The organism is Pandoraea capi (assembly GCF_902459735.1).
Taxonomy (GTDB): domain Bacteria; phylum Pseudomonadota; class Gammaproteobacteria; order Burkholderiales; family Burkholderiaceae; genus Pandoraea; species Pandoraea capi.
Map to the genome: position 1 here is coordinate 162755 of NZ_CABPRV010000007.1, position 22637 is coordinate 185391.

The following is a 22637-nucleotide window of genomic DNA, read 5'->3' on the forward strand; positions in this document are numbered from 1 at the left end:
GTGTCTCCTCGTCTCAGGCCAGCGACGACGCGGCGTCTTTGATGGCCGCGCGAATGCGGGCGTAGGTGCCGCAACGGCAGATGTTGCCGGCCATGGCGGCGTCGATCTGCTCGTCGTTGGGCGTCTTGTTCTCACGCAGCAACGCGGTGGCGGACATGATCTGGCCACTCTGGCAGTAGCCGCACTGGGGCACGTCGTGCTTGACCCAGGCGTCCTGCACGGCACGGCCGACGGGGTCGGCGCCGACGTTTTCGATGGTGGTGATCTTCTTGCCTTCGACGGCGGAGACCGGCGTGATGCAGCTTCGGATGGGCGCGCCGTCCATGTGGACGGTGCAGGCCCCACACAACGCCATGCCGCAGCCGAACTTGGTGCCGGTCATGTTGAGCGCGTCGCGCAGGGTCCAGAGCAGGGGAGTGGCGGGGTCGACGTCGACCTTCACCGGTTTGCCGTTCAGTTGGAACGAAGCCATAGATGCACCTCTTGATGGGTGGATGGGGGCGGATGAATCGGGGGACGGCTAGAACATACTCCCATTCGTTGGAAATTTCAGTTCACAAGTGCGTCGCAAGTCGTTGTATCTAAACGGATATAGCGGTCGACTTTTAATGTGAAAGTGACGATGGCGATTGCTGGGAGTGGCGGTCGTGAAGGCGGTGTCAACGCTGCGATGAGGCTGTCGCGCTCGCGTCAAAGCGGGGATTCGGAGGGGATCGGCGCACCGGGACGAGGATTTCAGCGCGGCGCCGACGTGTTGCGGTGCAATGAAGTACAATTCGACCTACATTCCCCTACCAACACTTTCCCAAGCCGGAAGAAAGATCTGGGCATGCGCACCAACTGCCTCACCCCCCTGTGCTTCTGCTCGATGACCGAACACGACTCGTCATCGACGTCTTCGCACGGCAGTCGTCGATCTCGTTGACCGTAGATCGACTGTTGCCGGCCCGCGCATACCCTTTGCGCGAGCGGCCGGCATTTTCAGCGCACACCCGATTTTGACTTTCGGCGCGTCTCGCGAGACGAACGCCGACGGCGGATGCACCGCCGCACTGACGAGCCCGACAAGATGAACGCACCCTTGCCTGCCTTCGAGCCGCACGACGCTAAACATGCCGTAGCCGCTCACCCGCCACGTCTGCGTGAAATTCCTTACAACTACACGTCGTTTTCGGATCGCGAAATCGTCATGCGCCTGCTCGGCGCGGACGCCTGGGCCATCCTCGACGAACTCCGTGCCGAACGCCGTACCGGCCGCTCGGCGCGCATGCTGTACGAAGTGCTCGGCGACATCTGGGTCGTGCGCCGCAATCCGTATCTGCAAGACGACCTGCTGGACAATCCGAAGCGCCGCAAGCTGCTGATCGACGCGCTCGACCACCGTTTGAACGAGATCGACAAGCGTCGCCGTGCCGACGTGGCTCAACACGCCGACACGCACGGCCGCGATCGTGCCGCGCGCGTCGAGCAACTGGAAGTGGCCGCCCGTCGCGCCGTGGCCGAGTTCGCCGCCGAGTTCGAGAAGATGGCCGAACTGCGCCGTCGCGCGAAGAAGGTGCTCGGCCGCACGACCGCCAGCGACAACATCAAGTTCGACGGCCTGTCGCGTGTCTCGCACGTGACGGACGCCACCGACTGGCGCGTGGAATATCCGTTCGTGGTGCTCACGCCGGACAGCGAAGCGGAAATGGCATCGCTGGTGAAGGGCTGCTTCGAACTCGGTCTGACCGTGATTCCGCGTGGGGGCGGCACCGGCTATACCGGCGGCGCGATTCCGCTCACGCCGTTCTCGGCCGTCATCAATACGGAAAAACTCGAACAGCTCGACGAGGTCGAATACCTGCAACTGCCGGGCGTCGACAAGCTCGTCGGCACGATCTTCTCGGGCGCCGGCGTGGTGACTCGCCGTGTGGCGGAAGCCGCCGAGCGTGCCGGGCTGGTCTTCGCGGTGGACCCGACGTCGATCGACGCCTCGTGCATCGGCGGCAACGTGGCCATGAACGCCGGCGGCAAGAAGGCCGTGCTGTGGGGCACGGCGCTGGATAACCTCGCCTGGTGGCGCATGGTCGATCCGCAGGGCAACTGGCTGGAAGTCACGCGTCTCGATCACAACCTCGGCAAGATTCACGACATTCCGGTCGCCCGCTTCGAACTGAAGTGGTACGACGGCAATCAGGCGCCGGGCGCCGCACTCCTGAAGACCGAACTGCTGGAAATCGAAGGCCGGCGCTTCCGCAAGGAAGGCCTCGGCAAGGACGTCACGGACAAGTTCCTCGCCGGCCTGCCGGGTATCCAGAAGGAAGGCTGCGACGGTCTGATCACGAGCGCGCGCTGGATTCTGCACAAGATGCCGGCGCACACGCGCACGGTGTGTCTGGAGTTCTTCGGTCAGGCGAAGGAAGCGATTCCGAGCATCGTCGAAATCAAGGACTACATGTTCGCGCAGACGGCCGCCGGTGGCGCGATTCTCGCGGGTCTGGAGCATCTGGACGAGCGTTATCTGCGCGCCGTGGGCTACGCCACGAAGTCGAAGCGCAACGCGTTCCCGAAGATGGTGCTGATCGGCGATATCGTTGGCGACGACGACAACGCGGTCGCCCAGGCGACGTCGGAAGTGATCCGCATGGCCAACGGCAAGAGCGGCGAAGGGTTCGTCGCCGTGTCGGCCGAGGCGCGCAAGAAGTTCTGGCTCGACCGCTCGCGCACGGCGGCGATCGCGCGTCACACGAACGCCTTCAAGATCAACGAAGACGTGGTGATTCCGCTGCACCGTATGGGCGAGTACACGGATCACATCGAGCGCATCAACATCGAGTTGTCGCTCAAGAACAAGCTGCAACTGGTCGACGCCCTCGAAGCGTTCTTCGAAGCCGGCAATCTGCCGCTCGGCAAGACGGACGACGCGAACGAGATTCCGTCGGCCGAACTGCTCGAAGACCGTGTGCAGACGGCGCTGACGATGCTGCGCCAGATCCGTGGGCGCTGGGAGTATCTGCGCGAGAACTTCGAGATGCCGCTGGCCGAGGCGATTCCGCTGCTCAACCGTCACGGCATTCGCGACATCAACGTCGCGCTGAACGACCGTCTGAACAAGCAGCCGGAAACGCGCCTCATCGATCTGCTTCAGGACCGCACGGTACGCGTGTCGTGGAAGCAGGAGATCCGCGCGGAACTGCGTCAGATCTTCACCGGCGGCGAGTTCAAGCCGATCCTCGACGAAGCGCAGGCCATTCATAAGCGCGTGCTGCACGGTCGTGTGTTCGTCGCACTGCACATGCACGCCGGCGACGGCAACGTGCACACCAACATCCCGGTGAACTCGGACAACTACGAGATGCTCCAGGATGCGCACAAGGCCGTGGCCCGCATCATGGACATCGCGCGCTCGCTCGACGGCGTGATCTCGGGCGAACACGGTATCGGCATCACCAAGCTAGAGTTCCTGACGGAAGCCGAAATCGGCGAATTCCGCGCGTACAAGCTGCGCGTGGACCCGGAAGGGCGCTTCAACAAGGGCAAGTTGCTCAATCTGCCCGAACTGCCCGCCGATCTGCGCAATGCCTATACGCCAAGCTTCGGGCTCATGGGCTACGAATCGCTGATCATGCAGCAGTCGGACATCGGCGCGATCGCCGACAGCGTGAAGGACTGCCTGCGCTGCGGCAAGTGCAAGCCGGTGTGCGCCACGCACGTGCCGCGCGCGAACCTGCTGTACAGCCCGCGTAACAAGATTCTCGCAACGTCGCTGCTCATCGAGGCGTTCCTGTACGAAGAACAGACGCGCCGCGGCGTGTCGATCAAGCACTGGGACGAGTTCAACGACGTGGCCGATCACTGCACGGTCTGCCACAAGTGCGCCACGCCCTGCCCGGTGAAGATCGACTTCGGCGACGTGACGATGAACATGCGCAACCTGCTGCGCAAGATGGGCAAGAAGAAGTTCAACCCGGGCGCGGCTGCCGGTATGTTCTTCCTGAACGCGACCAACCCGGAGACGATCAACATCACCCGCAAGGTGATGATCGACTGGGGCTACAAGGCGCAGCGTTTCGGTGCGGACGTCTTCAAGAAGATCGCGAAGAAGCAGACGGCGCATCCGCCGGCAACGGTCGGCAAGCCGCCGCTGCGCGAAGAGGTGATCCACTTCGTCAACAAGAAGATGCCGGGCAACCTGCCGAAGAAGACGGCGCGTGCGCTGCTCGACATCGAAGACAACAAGGTGGTGCCGATCATCCGCAACCCGAAGGCCACGACGGTCGATTCGGAAGCGGTGTTCTACTTCCCGGGCTGCGGCTCGGAGCGTCTGTTCTCGCAGGTCGGTCTCGCCACGCAGGCGATGCTCTGGCACGTGGGCGTGCAGACGGTGCTTCCGCCGGGCTATCTTTGCTGCGGCTATCCGCAACGCGGGTCGGGGCAGGGCGAGAAGGCCGAGAAGATCGTGACGGACAACCGCGTGTTGTTCCACCGCATGGCCAACACGCTGAACTACCTCGACATCAAGACCGTGGTGGTGTCGTGCGGCACTTGCTACGATCAGCTCGCCGGCTATGAATTCGAGAAGATTTTCCCGGGCTGCCGTATCGTGGACATCCACGAATACCTGCTTGAGAAGAACGTGAAGCTCGAAGGCGTGAACGGTACGCGCTACATGTATCACGACCCGTGCCACACGCCGATCAAGACGATGGACCCGGTCAAGCTCGTGAACCAGTTGATGGGCAGCGAGAACGACGGCTACAAGATCGAGAAGAACGATCGGTGCTGCGGCGAATCGGGAACGCTGGCGGTCACGCGTCCGGATATCTCGACGCAGATCCGCTTCCGCAAGGAAGAGGAGATGCGCAAGGGCGCGGCCAAGCTGCGTGCCGACGGCAAGGTGGAAGACGTCAAGATCCTGACGAGCTGCCCGTCGTGCCTGCAAGGTCTGTCGCGCTACAACGACGACGCGGACGTGACCGCCGACTACATCGTCGTCGAGATCGCCAAGCACGTGCTGGGCGACCAGTGGCTGGTGGACTACGTCAAGGATGCGAACAACGGCGGTATCGAACGCGTGCTCGTCTGATGCAATGTCTGCCCGGCAACAACCTCCGGGGAACGTGGCCGATGCCGCAGTCGATGCCGCAGTCGATGCCGCAGTCGATGCATGAGCGACGGACCACGGAGGTGGCATGGAGGTAGTCTACACAGCACTCATCCTGCTGTTCGTGGTGGCACTGACCGGCGTGCTGGTCAGCTTCGTCAGATTCCTGCCCGTGCCGCTCGTGCAGATCGCCGTGGGCGCCGCGCTCGCTTACCCGGGCGCGGGGCTGCACATCGATCTCGACCCCGAGATTTTCTTCCTGCTGTTCATCCCCCCGCTGCTCTTCGCTGATGGCTGGCGCATGCCCAAACGCGAGTTCTGGCACCTGCGGGTGCCGATCGTCGCGATGGCGCTCGGCCTCGTGATCTTCACGGTGCTCGGCGTGGGGTACTTCATCCACTGGATGATTCCGTCGATTCCGCTCGCCGTGGCGTTCGCGCTCGGCGGCGTGCTCTCGCCGACCGATGCCGTGGCCGTCTCCGCCCTCACCGGGCGCATGCGCATGCCCACGCGGCTCATGCATGTGCTCGAAGGCGAGGCGATGATGAACGACGCATCGGGTCTCGTCGCGTTCAAGTTCGCGCTGGTGGCAGCGATGACTGGCGTCTTCTCCATCGGTAACGCCACGTTCTCTTTCTTCGTGATCGCACTGGGTGGCCTGCTCGCCGGATGGGCCGTGACGTGGCTCTTTACGCAATTCCATCGCCGCGTGATGGACGCCTCGACGGAAGAGCCCGCGACCATCGTGCTGCTTCTGCTGCTTATGCCGTTCGCGGCCTATCTGCTGGCGGAACACTTCGGTTTCTCGGGGATTCTGGCGGCTGTGGCCGCCGGCATGACGGTGAGTTCGACCGACCTGCTCAATACCCGCACCGCCACGCGCATTCTCGGCAACGGCGTGTGGTCGATGCTCGAATTCGTATTCAACGGCGCGGTGTTTGTGCTGCTCGGGCTGCAATTGCCGGATATCGTGCGCGCGGCGCTGCGCCCGAGCGAGCATCTGTGGGGCACGTTCGTGAATCTGGGCGAGCTGATGTTCTACGTCGGCGCGATCTCGGCGGCGCTGATCGTGCTGCGCTTTTGCTGGGTGTGGGCGGCGTGGCGCGTGATGTATTTCCTCGGCATGCGTCGTGGCGAAATCACGATGAAGCCGGGCATCCGCTTTACCGGTGTGACGGCGCTCTCGGGCGTGCGTGGCGCCGTGACGCTGGCCGGTGCGCTTTCGGTACCGCTGGCGTTGCCGAGCGGCGCGCCGTTTCCGGGGCGCGATCTGCTGATCTTCCTCGCAGCCGGTGTGATTCTGCTGTCGCTCATCGGCGGCAGTCTTGGTTTGCCGGTCTTGCTGCGCGGCGTGCGCTGGCCGGTCGAAGACCCGCGCAATCGTGAGATGGGCGAGGCGCGGCTGGCGGCGTCGGAGGCGGCGATTCGGGCCGTCGAATCATTGCAGAAGGTGATCGCCAAGTCGGGAGATGAGCTGGATACGGCCGTGTGCGCGGAAGCTGCCGCGCGGGTGATGGGGCGTTACCGTCGCTCGCTCAATGCGTCGACGGCGACCGACGAGATGCGCGAGCGCGCCGTGCGCGAGGTCGAAGTCGAGCGTCGCCTGCGGGCCGCGGCGTTGCAGGCGGAGCGCGTGGAGTTGTCGCGGCTGCGCATCACGCATCGCATCAACGACGAGACGCTGCGCGAACTGCTCAGCGAGATCGATTTTGCAGAACTCGCTCTGGGTCCGGTCGATCCGGCCACGGGCAAGCGCAAGAAGAGCAAAAAGCACTGACAGGCACCGGCAAGCGCTGGCAGGCACCGGCGGCGCGATTCATGCCGGGCCGGATGCGAAAGCGCGAGGCGCCGTGGTAACGGGAGGAAGAACGATCATGGAATGTCCGTTTTGCGCCGGTGACGGCGGTGAAGTCTTGTGGCGCGATCCGGTGTTGCGCGTGGTGCTGGCCAACGAGGCTGGCTATCCCGGCTTCGCCCGGGTGATCTGGCATGACCACGTGGCGGAGATGAGCGATCTGCCGCAGGCGGCGCGCGAGCACGTGATGCGTGCGGTGTTTGCCGTCGAGACGGCACAACGTACGGTGATGTCGCCGCACAAGGTCAACGTCGCGAGTCTGGGCAATATGGTGCCGCACGTGCACTGGCATGTGATTCCTCGCTATCGCGACGACATCCACTTCCCGGGCTCGGTCTGGAGCGCGCCGCAGCGTGAGGTGCAGCCAGAGGTGCTCGCCGAGCGCGCAGCGTGGCTGCCTGCGCTGCGTGAGGCCGTCGTGGCAGAATTGGAGCGAATTCCCGGGTGGCCGGCGTAGGTTTCGCGAAGCCCGTCGGCATGACCGCTGACGCCTGAGCGGCTATACTGCCCGCCGATGTGTCGCATCCGTCATCTGTTGAATCGCATGACGCACGGCACCAGGCGCTGCATGAGGTTCTGCCGGCAGGCGCCGCGACCGAATTTTCTGGAGCAAGACCATGGCTGGGCTGGAGAAAGACACGCCGATTCCCGTTTCCCTGACGCTGCATCGCGCATCCAAGGTGCTGGAACTCGGTTACGAAGACGGCAAGACCTATCGCCTGCCGTTCGAATTGCTGCGCGTGCTCTCGCCCTCGGCGGAAGTGCGTGGTCACGGGCCGGGGCAGGAGACGCTGCAAACCGGCAAGCGCGACGTCACGCTCAATGGGCTGGAGCCGATCGGCAATTACGCGGTGCGTCCCGTTTTTTCGGACGGTCACGACACCGGCATCTACTCGTGGGACTTCCTCTATGAGCTGTGCGTGCGTCAGGACGCACTGTGGCAGGAATATCTGGACAAGCTCGCGGCGGCGGGTGTCGATCGCGACACGCCGATGCCGTCGCCCGCTGCCGGCGGCTGCCACCATCATTGAGCCCCCGAGCAGGGCGCGCGCCTGAGTGTGCGCCCGCTTACCTGATTTTGGAGATGTGCAATGGGTGATCAGACCCACTTCGGTTACGAGACCGTCGACGAGAAGGAAAAGGCCGGTAAGGTCGCGGAAGTGTTTCACTCCGTCGCCAGCAAGTACGACGTCATGAACGACCTGATGTCCGGCGGCCTGCATCGCATCTGGAAGGCGTTCACGATCGGTCGCGCCGCCGTGCGCCCCGGCTTCAAGGTGCTCGATATCGCCGGCGGCACGGGCGATCTCTCGAAGGCATTTGCCCGCGCGGCCGGCCCGACCGGCGAAGTGTGGCATACCGACATCAACGAATCGATGCTGCGCGTGGGCCGCGACCGTCTGCTCGACGACGGCATCGTCACGCCGTCGCTGCTGTGCGACGCCGAGAAGCTGCCGTTCCCGTCGAATTATTTCGACGTGGTCACCGTGGCGTTCGGGCTGCGCAACATGACGCACAAGGATGCGGCGCTGGCGGAAATGCGCCGCGTGATCAAGCCGGGCGGCAAGGTCATGGTGCTGGAGTTCTCGAAAGTCTGGCAGCCGCTGGAGAAGGCGTACGACGCCTATTCGTTCAAGGTGTTGCCGTGGCTCGGGTCGCGTATCGCGGGCGATGCCCACAGCTACCGCTATCTGGCCGAATCGATTCGCATGCACCCGGACCAGGAAACCCTCAAGTCGATGATGGAAGATGCAGGGCTTGAGCGCGTCGAATATCACAACATGACCGCCGGTGTGGTGGCCCTGCACATCGGCCGCAAGTTCTGAGTACACACTCACTTAGCTGAGCGTACCGGCCAGACAAGACGCCCCGGATCGCGGAAGGTTTCCGTGCCGGGGCGTTTTGTTTGCCAAACCCTAAGTACAAGCTAATTTTGCTGTGGCAGAATCGCCCCTCGCCTTATCCGGTTTCAGTACGTAAAAAGCGGCTGAACCATTTGGGTTGGCGTGTGTCAGTAGATGGCAACCTATAACTCCACGGAGAGACCAGAACGATGTTCCAGTTCCTGAAAAACAAGCTGTTGTTGGGCGTTGTGGCCGGCGTAGTGGCGGTCGGCATGACGATCGCGGACGCTGACGCCAAGCGCGTTGGCGGCGGCCGGAGCATCGGCAAGCAGTCCAACACCGTGACGCAACGTCAGGCAACGCCGCAACAGCCGGCGCAAGCCGCCCCGGGCGCAGCCCCGAATCAGGCAGCCCCGGCTGCCGCCGGCGCAGGTGCCGCCGGTGCAGGTGCGGCAGCCGCCGCCAAACCGGCCAACCGCTGGCTTGGACCGATCGCCGGTCTGGCTGCCGGTCTCGGTATCGCCGCACTGCTGTCGCACTTTGGTATGGGTGGTGCGTTCGCGAGCATGATGGCCAACGTCATCATCATCGCGTTGATCGCCTTCGCCGTGATGTGGCTCATCCGCCGGTTCCGCGGCAACAAGTCGCAGTCGCAGACGCCGGCCTATGCTGGCGCGGGCAATGACGCATCGTCGAACAATTCGCTGCGTCAGTCGTGGGATAACCCGCAATCGGGCCAGCAAGCGCCGCAGCCGTACCAGACGGGCGCTTCGGCCGTGCCGGTAGCCGCAGGTGCTGTGGCCGGTGCCGCCGCCGCCGAGTCGTTCGGTGTGCCGGCCGGTTTCGACACCGAAGGTTTCCTGCGCAGCGCCAAGGTGTACTTCAACCGTCTGCAAGCCGCCTGGGACAAGGGCGATCAGGCCGACATCAACGAGTTCACCACGCCGCAGATGTTTGCGGAAATCAAGATGGACCTCGAAGAGCGCGGCAAGTCGACCAACCGTACGGACGTCGTGCAACTGGACGCCGAACTGCTGGGTATCGAGCAGTCGACGAGCGAGTACATGGCAAGCGTTCGCTTCTCGGGCCTGATCCGCGAATCGGAAGGCGCCGCCGCCGAGCCGTTCAACGAGGTGTGGAACCTGACCAAGCCGGTGACGGGTAACGGTGGCTGGGTGCTCGCCGGGATTCAGCAGCTCAGCTAAGCTGGCGACGTTTTTGCCGTAACCTGCCTTACAATGAGAGCCCGCGTTTGAAGCGCGGGCTCTTTTGTTTTTGCCGTCCGAAGGTTGTTGCCGGGCGGCGTCTTTCGGTGCGACCGGTGTTCTGCGCCGGCCGGCCGCCAAGCTCATGACCGTAGCCGCCAAAGCCTTTGCCGCCACCGTGAACCATTTGCTTGCCCGGGAACCCTGGGCGCGCGACCGTCTGCGCCATCACATCGGCGCCTCCGCCCGGCTGGCCATGTCGGCAATCGACCTGCGCCTGCGCGTGGGCGACGACGGCTATCTCGCCGCCGTCGAGGCCAACTTCCCCTGCGATGTCAGCATCTCGGTACCCCCGGCGGCGCTGGCCGACTTTGCGGGCGGCGGGCAGGCGGCTGTGATGCGTCACGTCAAGATCGAGGGCGACGCCGAATTTGCCAACACGGTGTCGTATCTCGCCCAGCATCTGCGCTGGGAAGTCGCCGAGGACCTGAGCAAGGTCATTGGCGACGCCGCGGCACATCGTGTGACCGAGACGGGCAAGGCGGCCGTCGCGGGCGCACGTCGCACCGGTGGCACGCTGGCGCGTTCGCTGGCCGATTTCCTCGTGGAAGAGAACCCGATGCTCGTGGCGCGAGCGCGCCTCGACACAATGCGCGCCGACATCGGCACGTTGCGTGACGATCTGGCGCGACTCGAAAAGCGTATCGAGAAGCTGGAACGTCAGGCGACGCCGGCGTCCCGCACTACCGGAGGCCGCTGACCAATGCGCCTTCTGCGTCTCATCAAGATTTTCTTCGTCTGCTATCGATACGGTCTCGACGAACTGGTGCTTTCGAGCATTCCCCATCCTTTCGCGCGCGGACTGCTGCGCGTGCTCTCGTTCGGGCGCAGTGGCCTGAAGGCGCCGCGTGGCGAACGCTTGCGACTGGCGCTCGAATCGCTAGGTCCGATCTTCGTGAAGTTCGGGCAGGTGCTGTCGACGCGTCGCGATCTGATGCCGCCGGACATCGCCCAGGAACTCGCCCGTTTGCAGGATCAGGTGCCGCCGTTCGATCCGCAGGTGGCGCATGCAAGCATCGAGAAGTCGCTGGGGCGTCCGCTCGACGACGTGTTCGTGGAGTTCGAACGCATGCCGGTGGCGAGCGCGTCGATCGCGCAGGTGCATTTCGCACGAATTCGCCATGGCGAGCATGCGGGCAAGGAAGTCGCGGTCAAGGTGCTGCGACCGAACATGCTCGGGGTGATCGACAGCGATCTGGCGCTCATGCGCGATCTGGCGGGCTGGGTGGAGCGGTTGTGGCCGGACGGCAAGCGCCTGAAGCCGCGTGAGGTCGTCGCCGAGTTCGACAAGTATCTGCACGACGAACTCGATCTGATGCGCGAAGCCGCCAATGCCGCCCAGCTTCGCCGCAATTTCATCGACTCCGGCATGCTGATGGTCCCGGAAATCTATTGGGAATACAGCTCCAGCTCAGTGCTCGTCATGGAGCGCATGCACGGCGTGCCGATCAGCCAGATCGAGGTGCTGCGCGAGGCGGGCGTCGATCTGAAGAAGCTGGCGCGCGAAGGCGTCGAGATATTCTTCACGCAGTTCCTGCGCGACGGCTTCTTCCACGCAGACATGCACCCGGGCAACATTCTCGTCAGCCTCGACCCCGCAACGTTCGGTCGCTACATCGCGCTCGATTGCGGCATCGTCGGGGCCTTGTCCGAATTCGACAAGAACTACCTGGCGCAGAACTTCCTCGCGTTCTTCCGTCGCGACTATCACCGGGTAGCGTCGCTGCATCTGGAGTCGGGGTGGGTGCCGCCGGACACGCGTGTCGAGGAGCTCGAAGGGGCGATTCGTGCGGTGTGCGAGCCGTACTTCGATCGTCCGCTCAAGGAGATTTCGCTGGGGCTGGTGCTGATGCGGCTGTTCCAGACGTCGCGCCGCTTTAACGTCGAGATTCAGCCGCAACTCGTGTTGCTGCAAAAGACGCTGCTCAATATCGAAGGGCTGGGGCGTCAGCTCGATCCGGATCTGGATCTGTGGAAGACCGCCAAGCCGTTCCTGGAGCGCTGGATGGCCGAGCAGATCGGGCCGCGCGGATGGCTCGAACGCCTGAAGGCCGAGGCGCCGCAATGGAGCAAGACGATGCCGCAGTTGCCGCGTCTCATCCATCAGGCACTGGCCGCGCATGCCCGGCCGCAGGACGACACGCTGCTGCTCGCACTGCTTCAGGAGCAACGTCGTACGAATCGGCTGCTGACCGGCGCTTTCTGTCTGGTCGGTGGGATCTCCATCGGTGTGCTCGCGGCGTTCGTCTGGTTGTATAGCTGAATCGGTGAGCCGCTGACCAGGCGGCGATTGGCAAGGCCTTCGGGCGCAGCAAGGTGCGAGGATGAGATGAACGACAAGATTCATGACCGGACGGGCGACAGAACGCACGACCAGACGCGCGACAGAACGCCCGGCGCCGAGGCGGGCAAGGTCCCATCGTTCGCCAGTCGCGATCCGTCCCGTGCGGAATTCTGGGACGAGCGTTTCGCCAGCGCGTTCATGCCGTGGGATGCGGCCGGTGTGCCGAAAGCGTTGCAGGACTTCGTCGCGGGCGAGGGTGTACCGCGCGCCACGCTGATTCCGGGCTGTGGCGCGGCGTACGAAGCCGCGTGGCTCGACGCGCAGGACTGGCCGGTGCGGGCCATCGACTTTTCGCCGGTGGCGGTCGAATCGGCCAAAGCGCAACTGGGTGCTCGCGCGTCGCTCGTCGAACAAGCCGACTTTTTCACCTACACGCCACCCTTCACGCCCGACGTGGTCTACGAACGGGCTTTTCTCTGCGCATTACCGCGCACGCTCTGGCAGGACTACGCACAACGCATGGCGCAATTGCTGCCGTCGGACGCGCGGCTGGCCGGGTTCTTCTTTCTCCGGGAGACGCCGAAGGGGCCGCCGTTCGGCATCGCTCGCGACGCGCTCGACGCCTTGCTTGCCCCCCACTTCGTCTGCGAGGACGACCGGCTTGTCGACGATTCGGTACCGGTTTTCGCCGGTGCGGAACACTGGATGGTCTGGCGGCGTCGTTGAGCCGGGGATTTATGACTTTTTCCCCCGCGGGCCTCTCGCGCCGCTATAATCGGCCCAAAATTTTTTCGCCAGGTGGCAAAAACGGGCGCCCCCGAGCGCTGAATCGCATCAGCCCCGTCATGCTCGACCTGATTTTCTGTTGCCCGGAAGGCTGCGGCCCAAGGCGCGGTTTCGTTGGCTTGCGCGACGGCGCCATGCGCGCGGATGGCATCCGCCACTGACGAACCCGGCCGGAGACCGTTGCCCTGGGGCTTGGCTGGGGCCGCGTTATGCTGATCTGGTTTGTCATTCTGTATTGGGTCATTTCGGTGGCCATCGGGCTGTTGGCCGCCCTTAAGGTCCGCAATACCAAGGATTTCACCGTCGCCGGTCGCCGTCTGCCGTACGGCATGGTCGTGGCCGTCGTGTTCGCGACCTGGTTCGGCTCGGAAGCCGTGCTCGGCATTCCGGCCACCTTCATCGGCGAAGGGTTGCGCGGCGTGGTCGCCGATCCGTTCGGCTCGTCGATGTGTCTGGTTCTCGTGGGCCTGTTCTTCGCCCGCAAGCTGTATCGCATGAACCTCATGACGATCGGCGACTTCTACAAGCTCAAGTACAACCGCACCGTCGAAGTGGTGACGTCGATCGCCATCGTGATCTCGTACCTCGGCTGGGTCGGCGCGCAGATCAAGGCGCTCGGTCTGGTGTTTCACACGGTCTCGGGCGGTGCGATGTCCGAGCCAATGGGCATGGTCATCGGCGCCGTCTCGGTGCTCGCCTACACGCTGCTCGGCGGCATGATTTCGGTGGCCGTGACCGACTTCATCCAGATGATCATCATCGTCGTGGGGCTGGTGTACATCGCCGTGGTGGTGTCGGGCCTGGTGCCGGGCGGGGCGGAGGCCGTGATCGCGCATGCGGCGTCGGCCGGCAAGTTCGTGTTCCTGCCCGAGCTGAATCCGGCGGACGTCCTGGCCTTCATCGCGGCGGGCGTCACCATGATGTTCGGGTCGATTCCGCAGCAGGACGTGTTCCAGCGCGTGATGTCGTCGAAGTCGGAGAACATCGCCGTGTCCGGTTCGGTGACCGGCGGCGTGCTCTATTTCTTCTTCACGTTCATTCCGATTTTCCTCGCCTACTCGGCGCTGTTGATCGCGCCCTCGATGGTGAACAAGTACATCGGTACCGATCCGCAGCAGATCCTGCCGCAGTTGGTGCTCACCAGCGTGCCGATCGTCGCGCAGGTGATGTTCTTCGGCGCACTGCTCTCGGCCATCAAGAGCTGCGCGTCGGCCACGCTGCTCGCGCCGTCGGTGACGTTCGCGGAGAACATCATTCGTCCGATGCTCAAGGGCCGGATCGACGACAAGCACCTGCTGCGCCTGATGCGCATCGTCGTGCTGTGCTTTACGGCGCTGGTGCTCGTGTATGCGTTGAACTCGAAGGCGTCGATCTTCCAGATGGTCGAGAGCGCCTACAAGGTCACGCTGGTGTGCTGTTTCGTGCCGCTGGCGTTCGGTCTGTACTGGAAGCGCTCCAGCTCGCTGGGTGGCACACTGGCCGTGTTCTTCGGGCTGATCGTGTGGATCGCCTGCGAAGCGCTGGCCCCGGACGCGCTGATGCCGCCGCAACTGGCCGGTCTGCTGGCATCGATTGCGGGGATGGTCGTGGGCTCGCTGCTGCAACCGGCTTCCGAGCGCGGTCAAACGCCGGAGCAGCAGGTCTCGACGATCTGACGGTGTCTGGTGGGTGAGCGCTTGCTCGCTCGCTTGGGCTCGTTACTTTGTGATTGACGACGTGAACGTCGACAAGGAAAGGGCGGCCGTGGCCGTCCTTTGCCGTTCATGGCGGGGCGGGTGACGCCGGATGCGGTAACGTCCGGCCTTGATCTTGCGCATCGCCAACCCCATATATCACCGTACAAATCCCGAAAGCCTTGTGAAGCGGTTATAATTCAAGGCTTTGCGCGCCTTTTTCCGTCGGAAAGAATCATGCCTATCTATGCCTATCGTTGCGAAACATGCGGTTTCGCGAAGGATGTGCTGCAAAAAATGAGCGACGATCCGCTCTCCCAGTGCCCCGAATGCGGCAAGGACACGTTTCGCAAGCAGGTCACTGCGGCCGGGTTCCAGCTCAAGGGCTCGGGATGGTATGTGACCGATTTCCGCGGCGGTTCGGGCGGCGCGAGTGCGACGGCCTCCGGCCCGGCGGCTTCGGCCCCGGCGGCTTCGGCCCCGGCGGCGTCCGGTGAGAGCGCAGCATCGGCTTCGGCTTCCTCGTCCGCCTCGTCCGGTTCTGGCGGCGAGTCGTCGAGCGCGCCGGCAGCAAGCTGCGGCGGCGGTTGCGCCTGCCACTGAGCCCGATTGCAAGACCCGACGTGCCGGACGGTTTGTCCGACACGTCATCAGTACCCGATAGTATTCAGTACCGCTTTCACGTTTCGCCTGCTGACCCAGTCGCCGCCCCACATTCGCGAGTCCTGCCATGAGCGTCAAAAAACCCGCGTTGAAGACGATTTTCCTCACCGGCCTGCTGGTGCTGGTGCCCCTCGCCATCACGCTTTGGGTGCTGGGCCTGATCATCGGTACGATGGATCAGACCCTGTTGTTGCTGCCCGACGAATGGCAGCCGTCGCGCCTGCTCGGCATGCGCGTGCCGGGCTTCGGCGTGGTGGTCACGCTCGCGTTCGTGTTCGTGGTCGGCCTTCTGGCGCATAATTTCATCGGTCAGAAGCTGGTCGGCTGGTGGGAAGCCATTCTGACGCGCATTCCCATCGTTGGACCCTTGTACGGCAGCGTCAAGCAGGTCTCCGACACCTTGCTTTCGAGCAACGGCAACGCGTTTCGCAAGGCGTTGCTCGTGCGGTATCCGCACGGAGAATCCTGGACCATCGCCTTCCTGACCGGCGCGCCGGGCGGCGACGTGGTCAATCACTTGCAGGGCGAGTACGTGAGCGTTTATGTCCCGACGACGCCGAACCCGACGTCAGGTTTCTTCCTGATGATGAAGGCGAGCGACGTCATCGAACTCGACATGACGGTCGATGCCGCACTGAAGTACATCGTATCGATGGGCGTGGTGGCGCCCGCCCACAACCCGCGCCAGCAACGTCCCGGCCCGCTCCTTTGAGCCACCGGGATCTGTCGACGCCATTTTTTGAAAATCGGAACAGCAAAATGTCCATGCGTACCTCCTACTGCGGTCTGGTGACCGAGCAACAACTGGGCCAAACGGTCAAGCTTTGTGGCTGGGTCAATCGCCGCCGTGATCACGGCGGGGTCATCTTCATCGACCTGCGCGATCGCGAGGGTCTGGTGCAGGTCGTGTGCGATCCGGACCGCGCGGAGATGTTCAAGGCCGCCGAAGGCCTGCGCAATGAGTTCTGCGTGCAGATCACGGGCCTGGTGCGCAGCCGTCCGGCCGGCACCGAGAACGCCAACCTGACGAGCGGCAAGATCGAAGTGCTCTGCCACGAACTCCAGGTGCTCAACCCGTCGGTCACGCCCCCGTTCCAGCTCGACGACGAAAACCTGTCGGAAACCACGCGCCTCACGCATCGCGTGCTGGACCTGCGTCGTCCGCAAATGCAATACAACCTGCGCCTGCGTTACAAGGTGGCGATGGAAGTGCGCAAGTATCTCGACGCGCAAGGCTTCATCGACATCGAAACGCCGATGCTCACGAAGAGCACCCCGGAAGGCGCCCGCGACTACCTCGTGCCGTCGCGTGTGAACGCCGGCATGTTCTTCGCGCTGCCGCAGTCGCCGCAGTTGTTCAAGCAGTTGCTGATGGTGGCGGGCTTCGACCGTTACTACCAGATCACCAAGTGCTTCCGCGATGAAGACCTGCGTGCCGACCGTCAGCCGGAATTCACGCAGATCGACTGCGAAACCTCGTTCCTCTCGGAGCAGGAAATCCGCGATCTGTTCGAGAACATGGTGCGTCACGTGTTCAAGGAAGCTATCGACGTCGATCTCGACGCGAAGGTGCCGGTCATGGAATACGCAGAAGCCATGCGCCGCTTCGGTTCGGACAAGCCGGACCTGCGCGTGAAGCTCGAATTCACCGAGTTGACCGACGTGATGGGCGACGTGGACTTCAAGGTGTTCTCGGTGCCGGCGACGACCGAAGGCGGCCGTGTGGTCGCCCTGCGCGTGCCGGGTGGCGCCGAGATCTCGCGTAGCGAAATCGATGCCTACACCGACTTCGTGAAGATCTACGGCGCGAAGGGTCTGGCCTGGATCAAGGTCAACGAAGTGGCCAAGGGCCGCGACGGTCTGCAAAGCCCGATCGTGAAGAACCTGCACGACGCGGCGATCGCTTCGATCCTCGAGCGCACCGGTGCGCAAGACGGCGACATCATTTTCTTCGGCGCCGACAAGGCCAAGGTCGTCAACGACGGTATCGGCGCGCTGCGTCTGAAGATCGGTCACTCGGAATTCGGCAAGGCCCACGGCCTGTTCGAAGCCGGCTGGCGTCCGCTGTGGGTGGTCGACTTCCCGATGTTCGAGTACGACGAGGAAGACGCCCGCTGGGTGGCCTGCCATCACCCGTTCACGAGCCCGAAGGACGAGCACATCGACTACCTCGAGACCGACCCGGGCAAGTGCCTGGCAAAGGCCTATGACATGGTGCTCAACGGCTGGGAAATCGGCGGCGGTTCGGTCCGTATCTTCCAGGAAGAAGTGCAGAGCAAGGTGTTCCGTGCCCTCAAGCTGGGTGAGGAAGAAGCCCGTGCCAAGTTCGGCTTCCTGCTCGACGCGCTGCAATACGGTGCGCCCCCGCATGGCGGTATCGCCTTCGGTCTGGATCGCGTCATCACGATGATGGCCGGTGCCGACTCGATCCGCGACGTGATCGCCTTCCCGAAGACGCAACGTGCGCAGGATCTGCTCACGCAAGCGCCGTCGGCCGTGGACGAGCGTCAGCTGCGCGACCTGCACATCCGCCTGCGTCAGACCGAAGCGCCGAAGGCGTAAGGAATCTGCATGCGCGAGTGAGCGTGCCGGGACGAACGTGCCGGCATTGCGCGCAAGGTCGTAGCAAAACCCCCTCTGCCGCAAGGCGAGGGGGTTTTGCTTTTTTCGGGACGACGGCATGCCGTGACAGGATCTTGCGGGTGCGCGCTCCGCAACGTCCTGCATGCCCTATACAATGCATCATCGTTGTCCTCGCCGCATGAACCCGGTTGCCTGCATGAAGCCCTTCAAGATTCCCGAATCCGTACTCGTCGTGATCTATACGCCGGCGCTCGACGTGCTGCTCATCGAACGCGCCGACGCCGGGAATTTCTGGCAATCGGTTACCGGCAGCAAGGATCGGCTCGACGAGCCGCTGGCCGAGACGGCCGCGCGCGAGGTGTTCGAGGAGACGGGCATCCGTGTCGCGAACGGCACGGTGGTGCCCGAGACGGCGCTGACCGACTGGCATCATCAGATTCAATACAACATCTACCCGCGCTGGGCGCATCGCTACGCGCCGGGGGTCACACGCAACACCGAGCATTGGTTCGGGCTTTGCGTGCCGGAAAATACCGTCGTCACGCTCTCGCCGCGTGAACACGTCGATCATGTGTGGCTGCCGTGGGAGCAAGCTGCCGCGCGTTGTTTCTCGCCGTCGAACGGCGACGCGATCCGGCAGTTGCCGCAGCGGGTTCGTCAACGTTTCATCAGCAGTTAATTCGTTGTCCTTAGTAATTCTAGCGATCTTAGCGAGTTGAACGAGCGCCGATGAGCAAGTACCTGCCGTTCTCACACGACAATCGACTGGCGCTGCTCTATCACGGTGAGAACTACTTCACCGCCCTCATTGCCGCCATCGAGAATGCGAAGCACGATGTCGCGCTCGAGACGTATATCTTCGAGGCGGACGATGCCGGAGAGAACGTGTCGGCGGCATTGCGGCGAGCGGCGGAGCGCGGCGTCAAGGTGAGGTTGATCACGGACGGCGTCGGCACCAGCCGGCGCTTGCCGTACATCGAATCCTGGCACGAGTGCGGGGTCATGCATCGTGTCTACAACCCACATCTGTTCGGGAAGTTCGGCTTCTCGCGCACGCATCGGAAGATGGCGGTCGTCGATCATGAGATGGCGTTCGTTGGCGGCATCAACATCATCGACGACTACAACGGCGGCGGCGGCGTGCGCATGGACGAGCCACGCTGGGATTTTGCGGTGCAATGCCGCGGCCCGGTGGTGGCGGAGATCGCGCTGGCGTTTCATATCCAGTGGATGCGTCTGGCACCGGGGTATCTGGGCACGCCGTTCCGTCATCGGCGTCGCGGGCTTCGGGGGCGTTTGCATGCGCCTTACGCGGGGCAGGCGGCCTTCGTCGCGCGGGACAATCTCCACAATCGCCGGGCGGTCGAGAAGGCCTATCTGATGGCGTTGGGACGGGCGCGCCACGAGGTCTGGCTTGCCAATCCGTATTTCGTGCCGGGTAGACGCCTGCGGCGTGCGCTGACGCAGGCGGCGCGGCGCGGGGTGGCCGTGCACCTGCTCATCGGCCGCAAGGAATTCCGCCTGCTCGATACCGCCGTGCCGTGGTTGTACGCCAAGCTGCTCGACGCCGGCGTGCGTATCGGCGAGTACGACATGCGACAACTGCACGGCAAGGTGGCCGTCGTGGACGATGTCTGGGCGACGGTCGGGTCGTCGAATCTCGATGCTTTGTCCCTTTTTCTGAATCACGAAGCCAACGTGGTCGTGCTCGACGATCCGGTCGTCATCCAGTTGCGCGATCACATCCGGCAAGCGTTTGCCGAGGCGCGTCAGATCGACCCTGCCCGCTATGGCGAACGCTCGCGCTGGCGCCGCTTTCGCCAGTGGGCTGCTTACCGGCTCTACCGTCTCGCAATGAAGGTCCTCACGCGCGGGAAGTACGATTGAGCGGGAAGTGAGCGGCGGTCCGTCCCCATCGGACCGGGCTCCCTATTCACCCGTCCCTGCCAGGCCCCCTCCGGCACGCGCTGCCTACACCTCCAAAATGACGCCATTTTGACGTCCGGCCCTTGTCTGGAGGCCCGCGCGCGCCTGTCTGCCCGTCAATACCGATTAGGTATTCCGATCTAATAAATTCCTTGTGACGCCATGGACGTTTCCCAATAATAGGACGGCCGTTCGATTTTTTGGTTAGCATCGGAGAACGGATAACCAAAGCGATGCAAAACATATGCGTAAGGGTGAACAGACACGTGCCGCGATCCTGAATGCCGCGCTGGAACTGGCGGGGCGCGATGGACTTGAAGGGCTGACGATCGGCTTGCTGGCCGATCGTATGCAAATGAGCAAGAGCGGCGTCTTCGCGCACTTCGGGTCGCGTGAGGATTTGCAGATCGAGGTGCTGATGGAATACCACCGGCGCTTCGAAGAAGAAGTGTTCGCTCCGAGCATGGAAGCGTCGCGCGGCTTGCCGCGACTCAGAGCGCTGGTGGATCGCTGGATGGACAAGCGCATTCGCGAAGTGACGACGGGCTGCATCTATATCAGCGGTGCCGTCGAGTACGACGATCGCGCGGCCAGTCCGGTGCGTGAAGCCTTGGTAAAGAGCGTGCGGTTGTGGCGATCGGCCCTGCTGCGCGCGATTACGCAAGCGAAGGAGGAGGGACATCTGCGTGCGGACACCGATCCGCGTCTGATGCTCTTCGAAATGTATAGCCTGACACTCGGACTGCACCACGACGCGCGTTTCCTTCGGGAGCCCGGCGCCGTCGAAATGACCCGGGTGGCACTGGAAAAACTGATTTCGTCTTATCAGCGCGGGTGAGGCGCGAGCCGTCCGCGATTCGATTCGATTTGTTCGGAGGAGAAGGTCATGGGACAGTACAACGCGCCGCTGCGCGACATGCAATTCGTGATGCACGAACTGCTGGGCGTGGAAAACGAATTGAAGGCGATGCCGAAGCACGCGGACATCGATGCCGACACCATCAATCAGGTGCTCGAAGAAGCCGGCAAGTTCTGTAGCGAAGTGATCTTCCCGCTCAATCAGGTGGGGGATCGCGAAGGCTGCAAATACGAAGGCGACGGTGTCGTCACCACGCCGACGGGCTTCAAGGCGGCCTATCAGCAATATGTCGAAGCCGGCTGGCCGTCGCTGGCCTGCGATCCGGAGTTCGGCGGGCAGGGACTGCCGCAGGTCGTGAACAACGCCCTGTACGAAATGCTGAACTCGGCCAATCAGGCATGGACGATGTACCCGGGCCTGTCGCATGGCGCCTACGAGTGTCTGCACGCGCACGGTACCCCCGAACAGCAAGCCACCTATCTGCCGAAGATCGTCTCGGGCGAATGGACGGGCACGATGTGCCTGACCGAGCCGCACTGCGGCACCGATCTGGGCATGCTGCGCACGAAGGCCGAGCCGAACGGCGACGGCTCGTACGCCATCTCCGGCACCAAGATCTTCATCTCGGCGGGCGAGCACGATATGGCTGCCAACATCGTTCACCTCGTGCTGGCGCGTCTGCCGGATGCCCCGCCGGGAACGAAGGGCATCTCGCTGTTCGTCGTGCCGAAGTTCATCCCCGACGCCAACGGCGCACCGGGTGAACGTAACGGCATCAAGTGCGGCTCCATCGAACACAAGATGGGTATCCACGGCAACGCCACCTGCGTGATGAACCTCGATGGCGCGAAGGGCTGGCTCGTCGGCGAACCGAACAAGGGCCTGAATGCCATGTTCGTGATGATGAACGCCGCACGTCAGGGCGTGGGCATGCAAGGCATGGGCCTCACCGAAGTCGCTTATCAGAACTCGCTGGTGTACGCGAAGGAGCGCATCCAGATGCGCTCGCTCACCGGTCCGAAGGCACCGGACAAGCCGGCCGATCCGATCATCGTGCATCCGGACGTGCGCCGCATGCTGCTCACGCAAAAGGCCTATGTGGAAGGCGGTCGCGCTTTTTCGTACTGGACCGCCCTGCACATCGACAAGGAACTCTCGCACGGCGACGAAGCCGAGCGTAAGGAAGCCGCCGATCTGGTCGCGCTGCTCACGCCGATCATCAAGGCCTTCCTGACGGACAACGCGTTCGAGTCGACGAACCACGCCATGCAGATTTACGGCGGTCACGGGTTCATCTCCGAGTGGGGCATGGAACAGTACGTGCGCGATGCGCGTATCAACATGATCTACGAAGGCACCAACTCGATTCAGGCGCTCGACCTGCTCGGGCGCAAGGTGCTCGGCGACATGGGCGCGAAGCTCAAGAAGTTCGGTAAGCTGGTGCAGGACTTCGTCGAAGCCGAAGGCACGAAGGAAGAGATGCAGGAGTTCATCAATCCGCTCGCGGATATCGGTGACAAGGTCCAGAAGCTGACGATGGAAATCGGCATGAAGGCGATGGCCAATCCGGACGAAGTGGGTGCGGCCTCGGTGCCGTATCAGCGCGTGGTCGGCCATCTCGTGTTTGCCTACTTCTGGGCGCGCATGGCACGTATCGCGCTCGACAAGCAAGGTAGCGGCGACAAGTTCTACGCGTCGAAGCTCGCGACGGCGCGTTTCTACTTCGCCAAGCTGCTGCCCGAGACCGCGTCGCAAATCCGCATGGCCCGTGCCGGTGCGAAGACGCTGATGGAAGTCGACGTCGACCTGTTCTGAG

Annotated in this window: 18 protein-coding genes; 17 read left to right on the forward strand and 1 reads right to left on the reverse strand. The window is 63.4% G+C overall.

Annotated features, from left to right (window positions below; translation table 11 throughout):
* Positions 1-13 precede the first annotated feature (13 nt).
* The gene (locus PCA20602_RS15680; protein ID WP_069340056.1) at positions 14-472 is read right to left on the reverse strand and encodes a (2Fe-2S)-binding protein; all 459 of its coding nucleotides are present in this window, start codon (positions 470-472) and stop codon (positions 14-16) included.
* A gap of 597 nt (positions 473-1069) precedes the next feature.
* Here PCA20602_RS15680 and PCA20602_RS15685 point away from each other — a divergent pair.
* The 17 genes from PCA20602_RS15685 (at position 1070) to PCA20602_RS15765 (ending at position 22636) form a co-directional block, all read left to right on the forward strand.
* Positions 1070-5065, forward strand: a complete 3996-nt coding sequence (locus PCA20602_RS15685) for a DUF3683 domain-containing protein (RefSeq protein ID WP_150722024.1) — start codon at positions 1070-1072, stop codon at positions 5063-5065.
* Positions 5066-5171: 106 nt separating this feature from the next.
* Positions 5172-6860: a Na+/H+ antiporter gene (locus tag PCA20602_RS15690; RefSeq protein ID WP_150722025.1), complete on the forward strand. Its 1689-nt coding sequence runs from the start codon at positions 5172-5174 to the stop codon at positions 6858-6860.
* 97 nt (positions 6861-6957) lie between these two features.
* Positions 6958-7395, forward strand: coding sequence for an HIT family protein (locus tag PCA20602_RS15695; RefSeq protein WP_150722026.1), 438 nt, complete (start codon positions 6958-6960; stop codon positions 7393-7395).
* A gap of 160 nt (positions 7396-7555) precedes the next feature.
* The gene (locus PCA20602_RS15700; RefSeq protein WP_069340053.1) at positions 7556-7969 is read left to right on the forward strand and encodes a gamma-butyrobetaine hydroxylase family protein; all 414 of its coding nucleotides are present in this window, start codon (positions 7556-7558) and stop codon (positions 7967-7969) included.
* A 60-nt stretch (positions 7970-8029) separates the two neighbouring features.
* Positions 8030-8764 (forward strand): bifunctional demethylmenaquinone methyltransferase/2-methoxy-6-polyprenyl-1,4-benzoquinol methylase UbiE, encoded by a 735-nt coding sequence (ubiE, locus tag PCA20602_RS15705; RefSeq protein ID WP_150722027.1) that lies wholly within the window; start codon positions 8030-8032, stop codon positions 8762-8764.
* Between the two features lie 227 nt (positions 8765-8991).
* Positions 8992-9987 carry a Tim44 domain-containing protein gene (locus PCA20602_RS15710; protein ID WP_150722028.1) on the forward strand — a complete coding sequence of 332 codons (996 nt, stop codon included), beginning with the start codon at positions 8992-8994 and terminating at the stop codon, positions 9985-9987.
* A 145-nt stretch (positions 9988-10132) separates the two neighbouring features.
* A complete protein-coding gene (locus tag PCA20602_RS15715) occupies positions 10133-10747 on the forward strand; it encodes a ubiquinone biosynthesis accessory factor UbiJ (protein ID WP_174981181.1) in 615 nt (204 codons plus the stop codon).
* A gap of 3 nt (positions 10748-10750) precedes the next feature.
* The gene (gene ubiB, locus PCA20602_RS15720; RefSeq protein WP_150722029.1) at positions 10751-12310 is read left to right on the forward strand and encodes a ubiquinone biosynthesis regulatory protein kinase UbiB; all 1560 of its coding nucleotides are present in this window, start codon (positions 10751-10753) and stop codon (positions 12308-12310) included.
* 66 nt (positions 12311-12376) lie between these two features.
* Complete coding sequence (locus PCA20602_RS15725) at positions 12377-13057, forward strand: class I SAM-dependent methyltransferase (RefSeq protein WP_150722030.1); 681 nt, start codon at positions 12377-12379, stop codon at positions 13055-13057.
* 269 nt (positions 13058-13326) lie between these two features.
* Positions 13327-14772 carry a high affinity choline transporter 1 gene (locus PCA20602_RS15730; RefSeq protein WP_150722031.1) on the forward strand — a complete coding sequence of 482 codons (1446 nt, stop codon included), beginning with the start codon at positions 13327-13329 and terminating at the stop codon, positions 14770-14772.
* Between the two features lie 255 nt (positions 14773-15027).
* A complete protein-coding gene (locus PCA20602_RS15735; protein ID WP_150722032.1) occupies positions 15028-15393 on the forward strand; it encodes an FmdB family zinc ribbon protein in 366 nt (121 codons plus the stop codon).
* 127 nt (positions 15394-15520) lie between these two features.
* Complete coding sequence (locus tag PCA20602_RS15740) at positions 15521-16165, forward strand: DUF502 domain-containing protein (RefSeq protein ID WP_069340046.1); 645 nt, start codon at positions 15521-15523, stop codon at positions 16163-16165.
* A gap of 47 nt (positions 16166-16212) precedes the next feature.
* Positions 16213-18015 carry an aspartate--tRNA ligase gene (aspS, locus tag PCA20602_RS15745; protein WP_069340045.1) on the forward strand — a complete coding sequence of 601 codons (1803 nt, stop codon included), beginning with the start codon at positions 16213-16215 and terminating at the stop codon, positions 18013-18015.
* A 217-nt stretch (positions 18016-18232) separates the two neighbouring features.
* On the forward strand, positions 18233-18715 hold the full coding sequence (nudB, locus tag PCA20602_RS15750; protein ID WP_150722033.1) for a dihydroneopterin triphosphate diphosphatase: 483 nt from the start codon (positions 18233-18235) through the stop codon (positions 18713-18715).
* Between the two features lie 50 nt (positions 18716-18765).
* A complete protein-coding gene (gene clsB / locus PCA20602_RS15755) occupies positions 18766-19923 on the forward strand; it encodes a cardiolipin synthase ClsB (protein WP_150722034.1) in 1158 nt (385 codons plus the stop codon).
* 283 nt (positions 19924-20206) lie between these two features.
* A complete protein-coding gene (locus PCA20602_RS15760) occupies positions 20207-20800 on the forward strand; it encodes a TetR/AcrR family transcriptional regulator (protein ID WP_150722035.1) in 594 nt (197 codons plus the stop codon).
* A gap of 48 nt (positions 20801-20848) precedes the next feature.
* The gene (locus tag PCA20602_RS15765) at positions 20849-22636 is read left to right on the forward strand and encodes an acyl-CoA dehydrogenase C-terminal domain-containing protein (protein ID WP_069340042.1); all 1788 of its coding nucleotides are present in this window, start codon (positions 20849-20851) and stop codon (positions 22634-22636) included.
* The last annotated feature ends 1 nt before the right edge of the window (position 22637 follow it).

Excerpts from the sequence above, each read along its gene's own strand:
- PCA20602_RS15680 (WP_069340056.1), bottom strand. The coding sequence starts at position 472 with ATGGCTTCGTTCCAACTGAACGGCAAACCGGTGAAGGTCGACGTCGAC.
- PCA20602_RS15685 (WP_150722024.1), top strand. The coding sequence starts at position 1,070 with ATGAACGCACCCTTGCCTGCCTTCGAGCCGCACGACGCTAAACATGCC.
- PCA20602_RS15690 (WP_150722025.1), top strand. The coding sequence starts at position 5,172 with ATGGAGGTAGTCTACACAGCACTCATCCTGCTGTTCGTGGTGGCACTG.
- PCA20602_RS15695 (WP_150722026.1), top strand. The coding sequence starts at position 6,958 with ATGGAATGTCCGTTTTGCGCCGGTGACGGCGGTGAAGTCTTGTGGCGC.
- PCA20602_RS15700 (WP_069340053.1), top strand. The coding sequence starts at position 7,556 with ATGGCTGGGCTGGAGAAAGACACGCCGATTCCCGTTTCCCTGACGCTG.
- ubiE (WP_150722027.1), top strand. The coding sequence starts at position 8,030 with ATGGGTGATCAGACCCACTTCGGTTACGAGACCGTCGACGAGAAGGAA.
- PCA20602_RS15710 (WP_150722028.1), top strand. The coding sequence starts at position 8,992 with ATGTTCCAGTTCCTGAAAAACAAGCTGTTGTTGGGCGTTGTGGCCGGC.
- PCA20602_RS15715 (WP_174981181.1), top strand. The coding sequence starts at position 10,133 with ATGACCGTAGCCGCCAAAGCCTTTGCCGCCACCGTGAACCATTTGCTT.
- ubiB (WP_150722029.1), top strand. The coding sequence starts at position 10,751 with ATGCGCCTTCTGCGTCTCATCAAGATTTTCTTCGTCTGCTATCGATAC.
- PCA20602_RS15725 (WP_150722030.1), top strand. The coding sequence starts at position 12,377 with ATGAACGACAAGATTCATGACCGGACGGGCGACAGAACGCACGACCAG.
- PCA20602_RS15730 (WP_150722031.1), top strand. The coding sequence starts at position 13,327 with ATGCTGATCTGGTTTGTCATTCTGTATTGGGTCATTTCGGTGGCCATC.
- PCA20602_RS15735 (WP_150722032.1), top strand. The coding sequence starts at position 15,028 with ATGCCTATCTATGCCTATCGTTGCGAAACATGCGGTTTCGCGAAGGAT.
- PCA20602_RS15740 (WP_069340046.1), top strand. The coding sequence starts at position 15,521 with ATGAGCGTCAAAAAACCCGCGTTGAAGACGATTTTCCTCACCGGCCTG.
- aspS (WP_069340045.1), top strand. The coding sequence starts at position 16,213 with ATGTCCATGCGTACCTCCTACTGCGGTCTGGTGACCGAGCAACAACTG.
- nudB (WP_150722033.1), top strand. The coding sequence starts at position 18,233 with ATGAAGCCCTTCAAGATTCCCGAATCCGTACTCGTCGTGATCTATACG.
- clsB (WP_150722034.1), top strand. The coding sequence starts at position 18,766 with ATGAGCAAGTACCTGCCGTTCTCACACGACAATCGACTGGCGCTGCTC.
- PCA20602_RS15760 (WP_150722035.1), top strand. The coding sequence starts at position 20,207 with ATGCGTAAGGGTGAACAGACACGTGCCGCGATCCTGAATGCCGCGCTG.
- PCA20602_RS15765 (WP_069340042.1), top strand. The coding sequence starts at position 20,849 with ATGGGACAGTACAACGCGCCGCTGCGCGACATGCAATTCGTGATGCAC.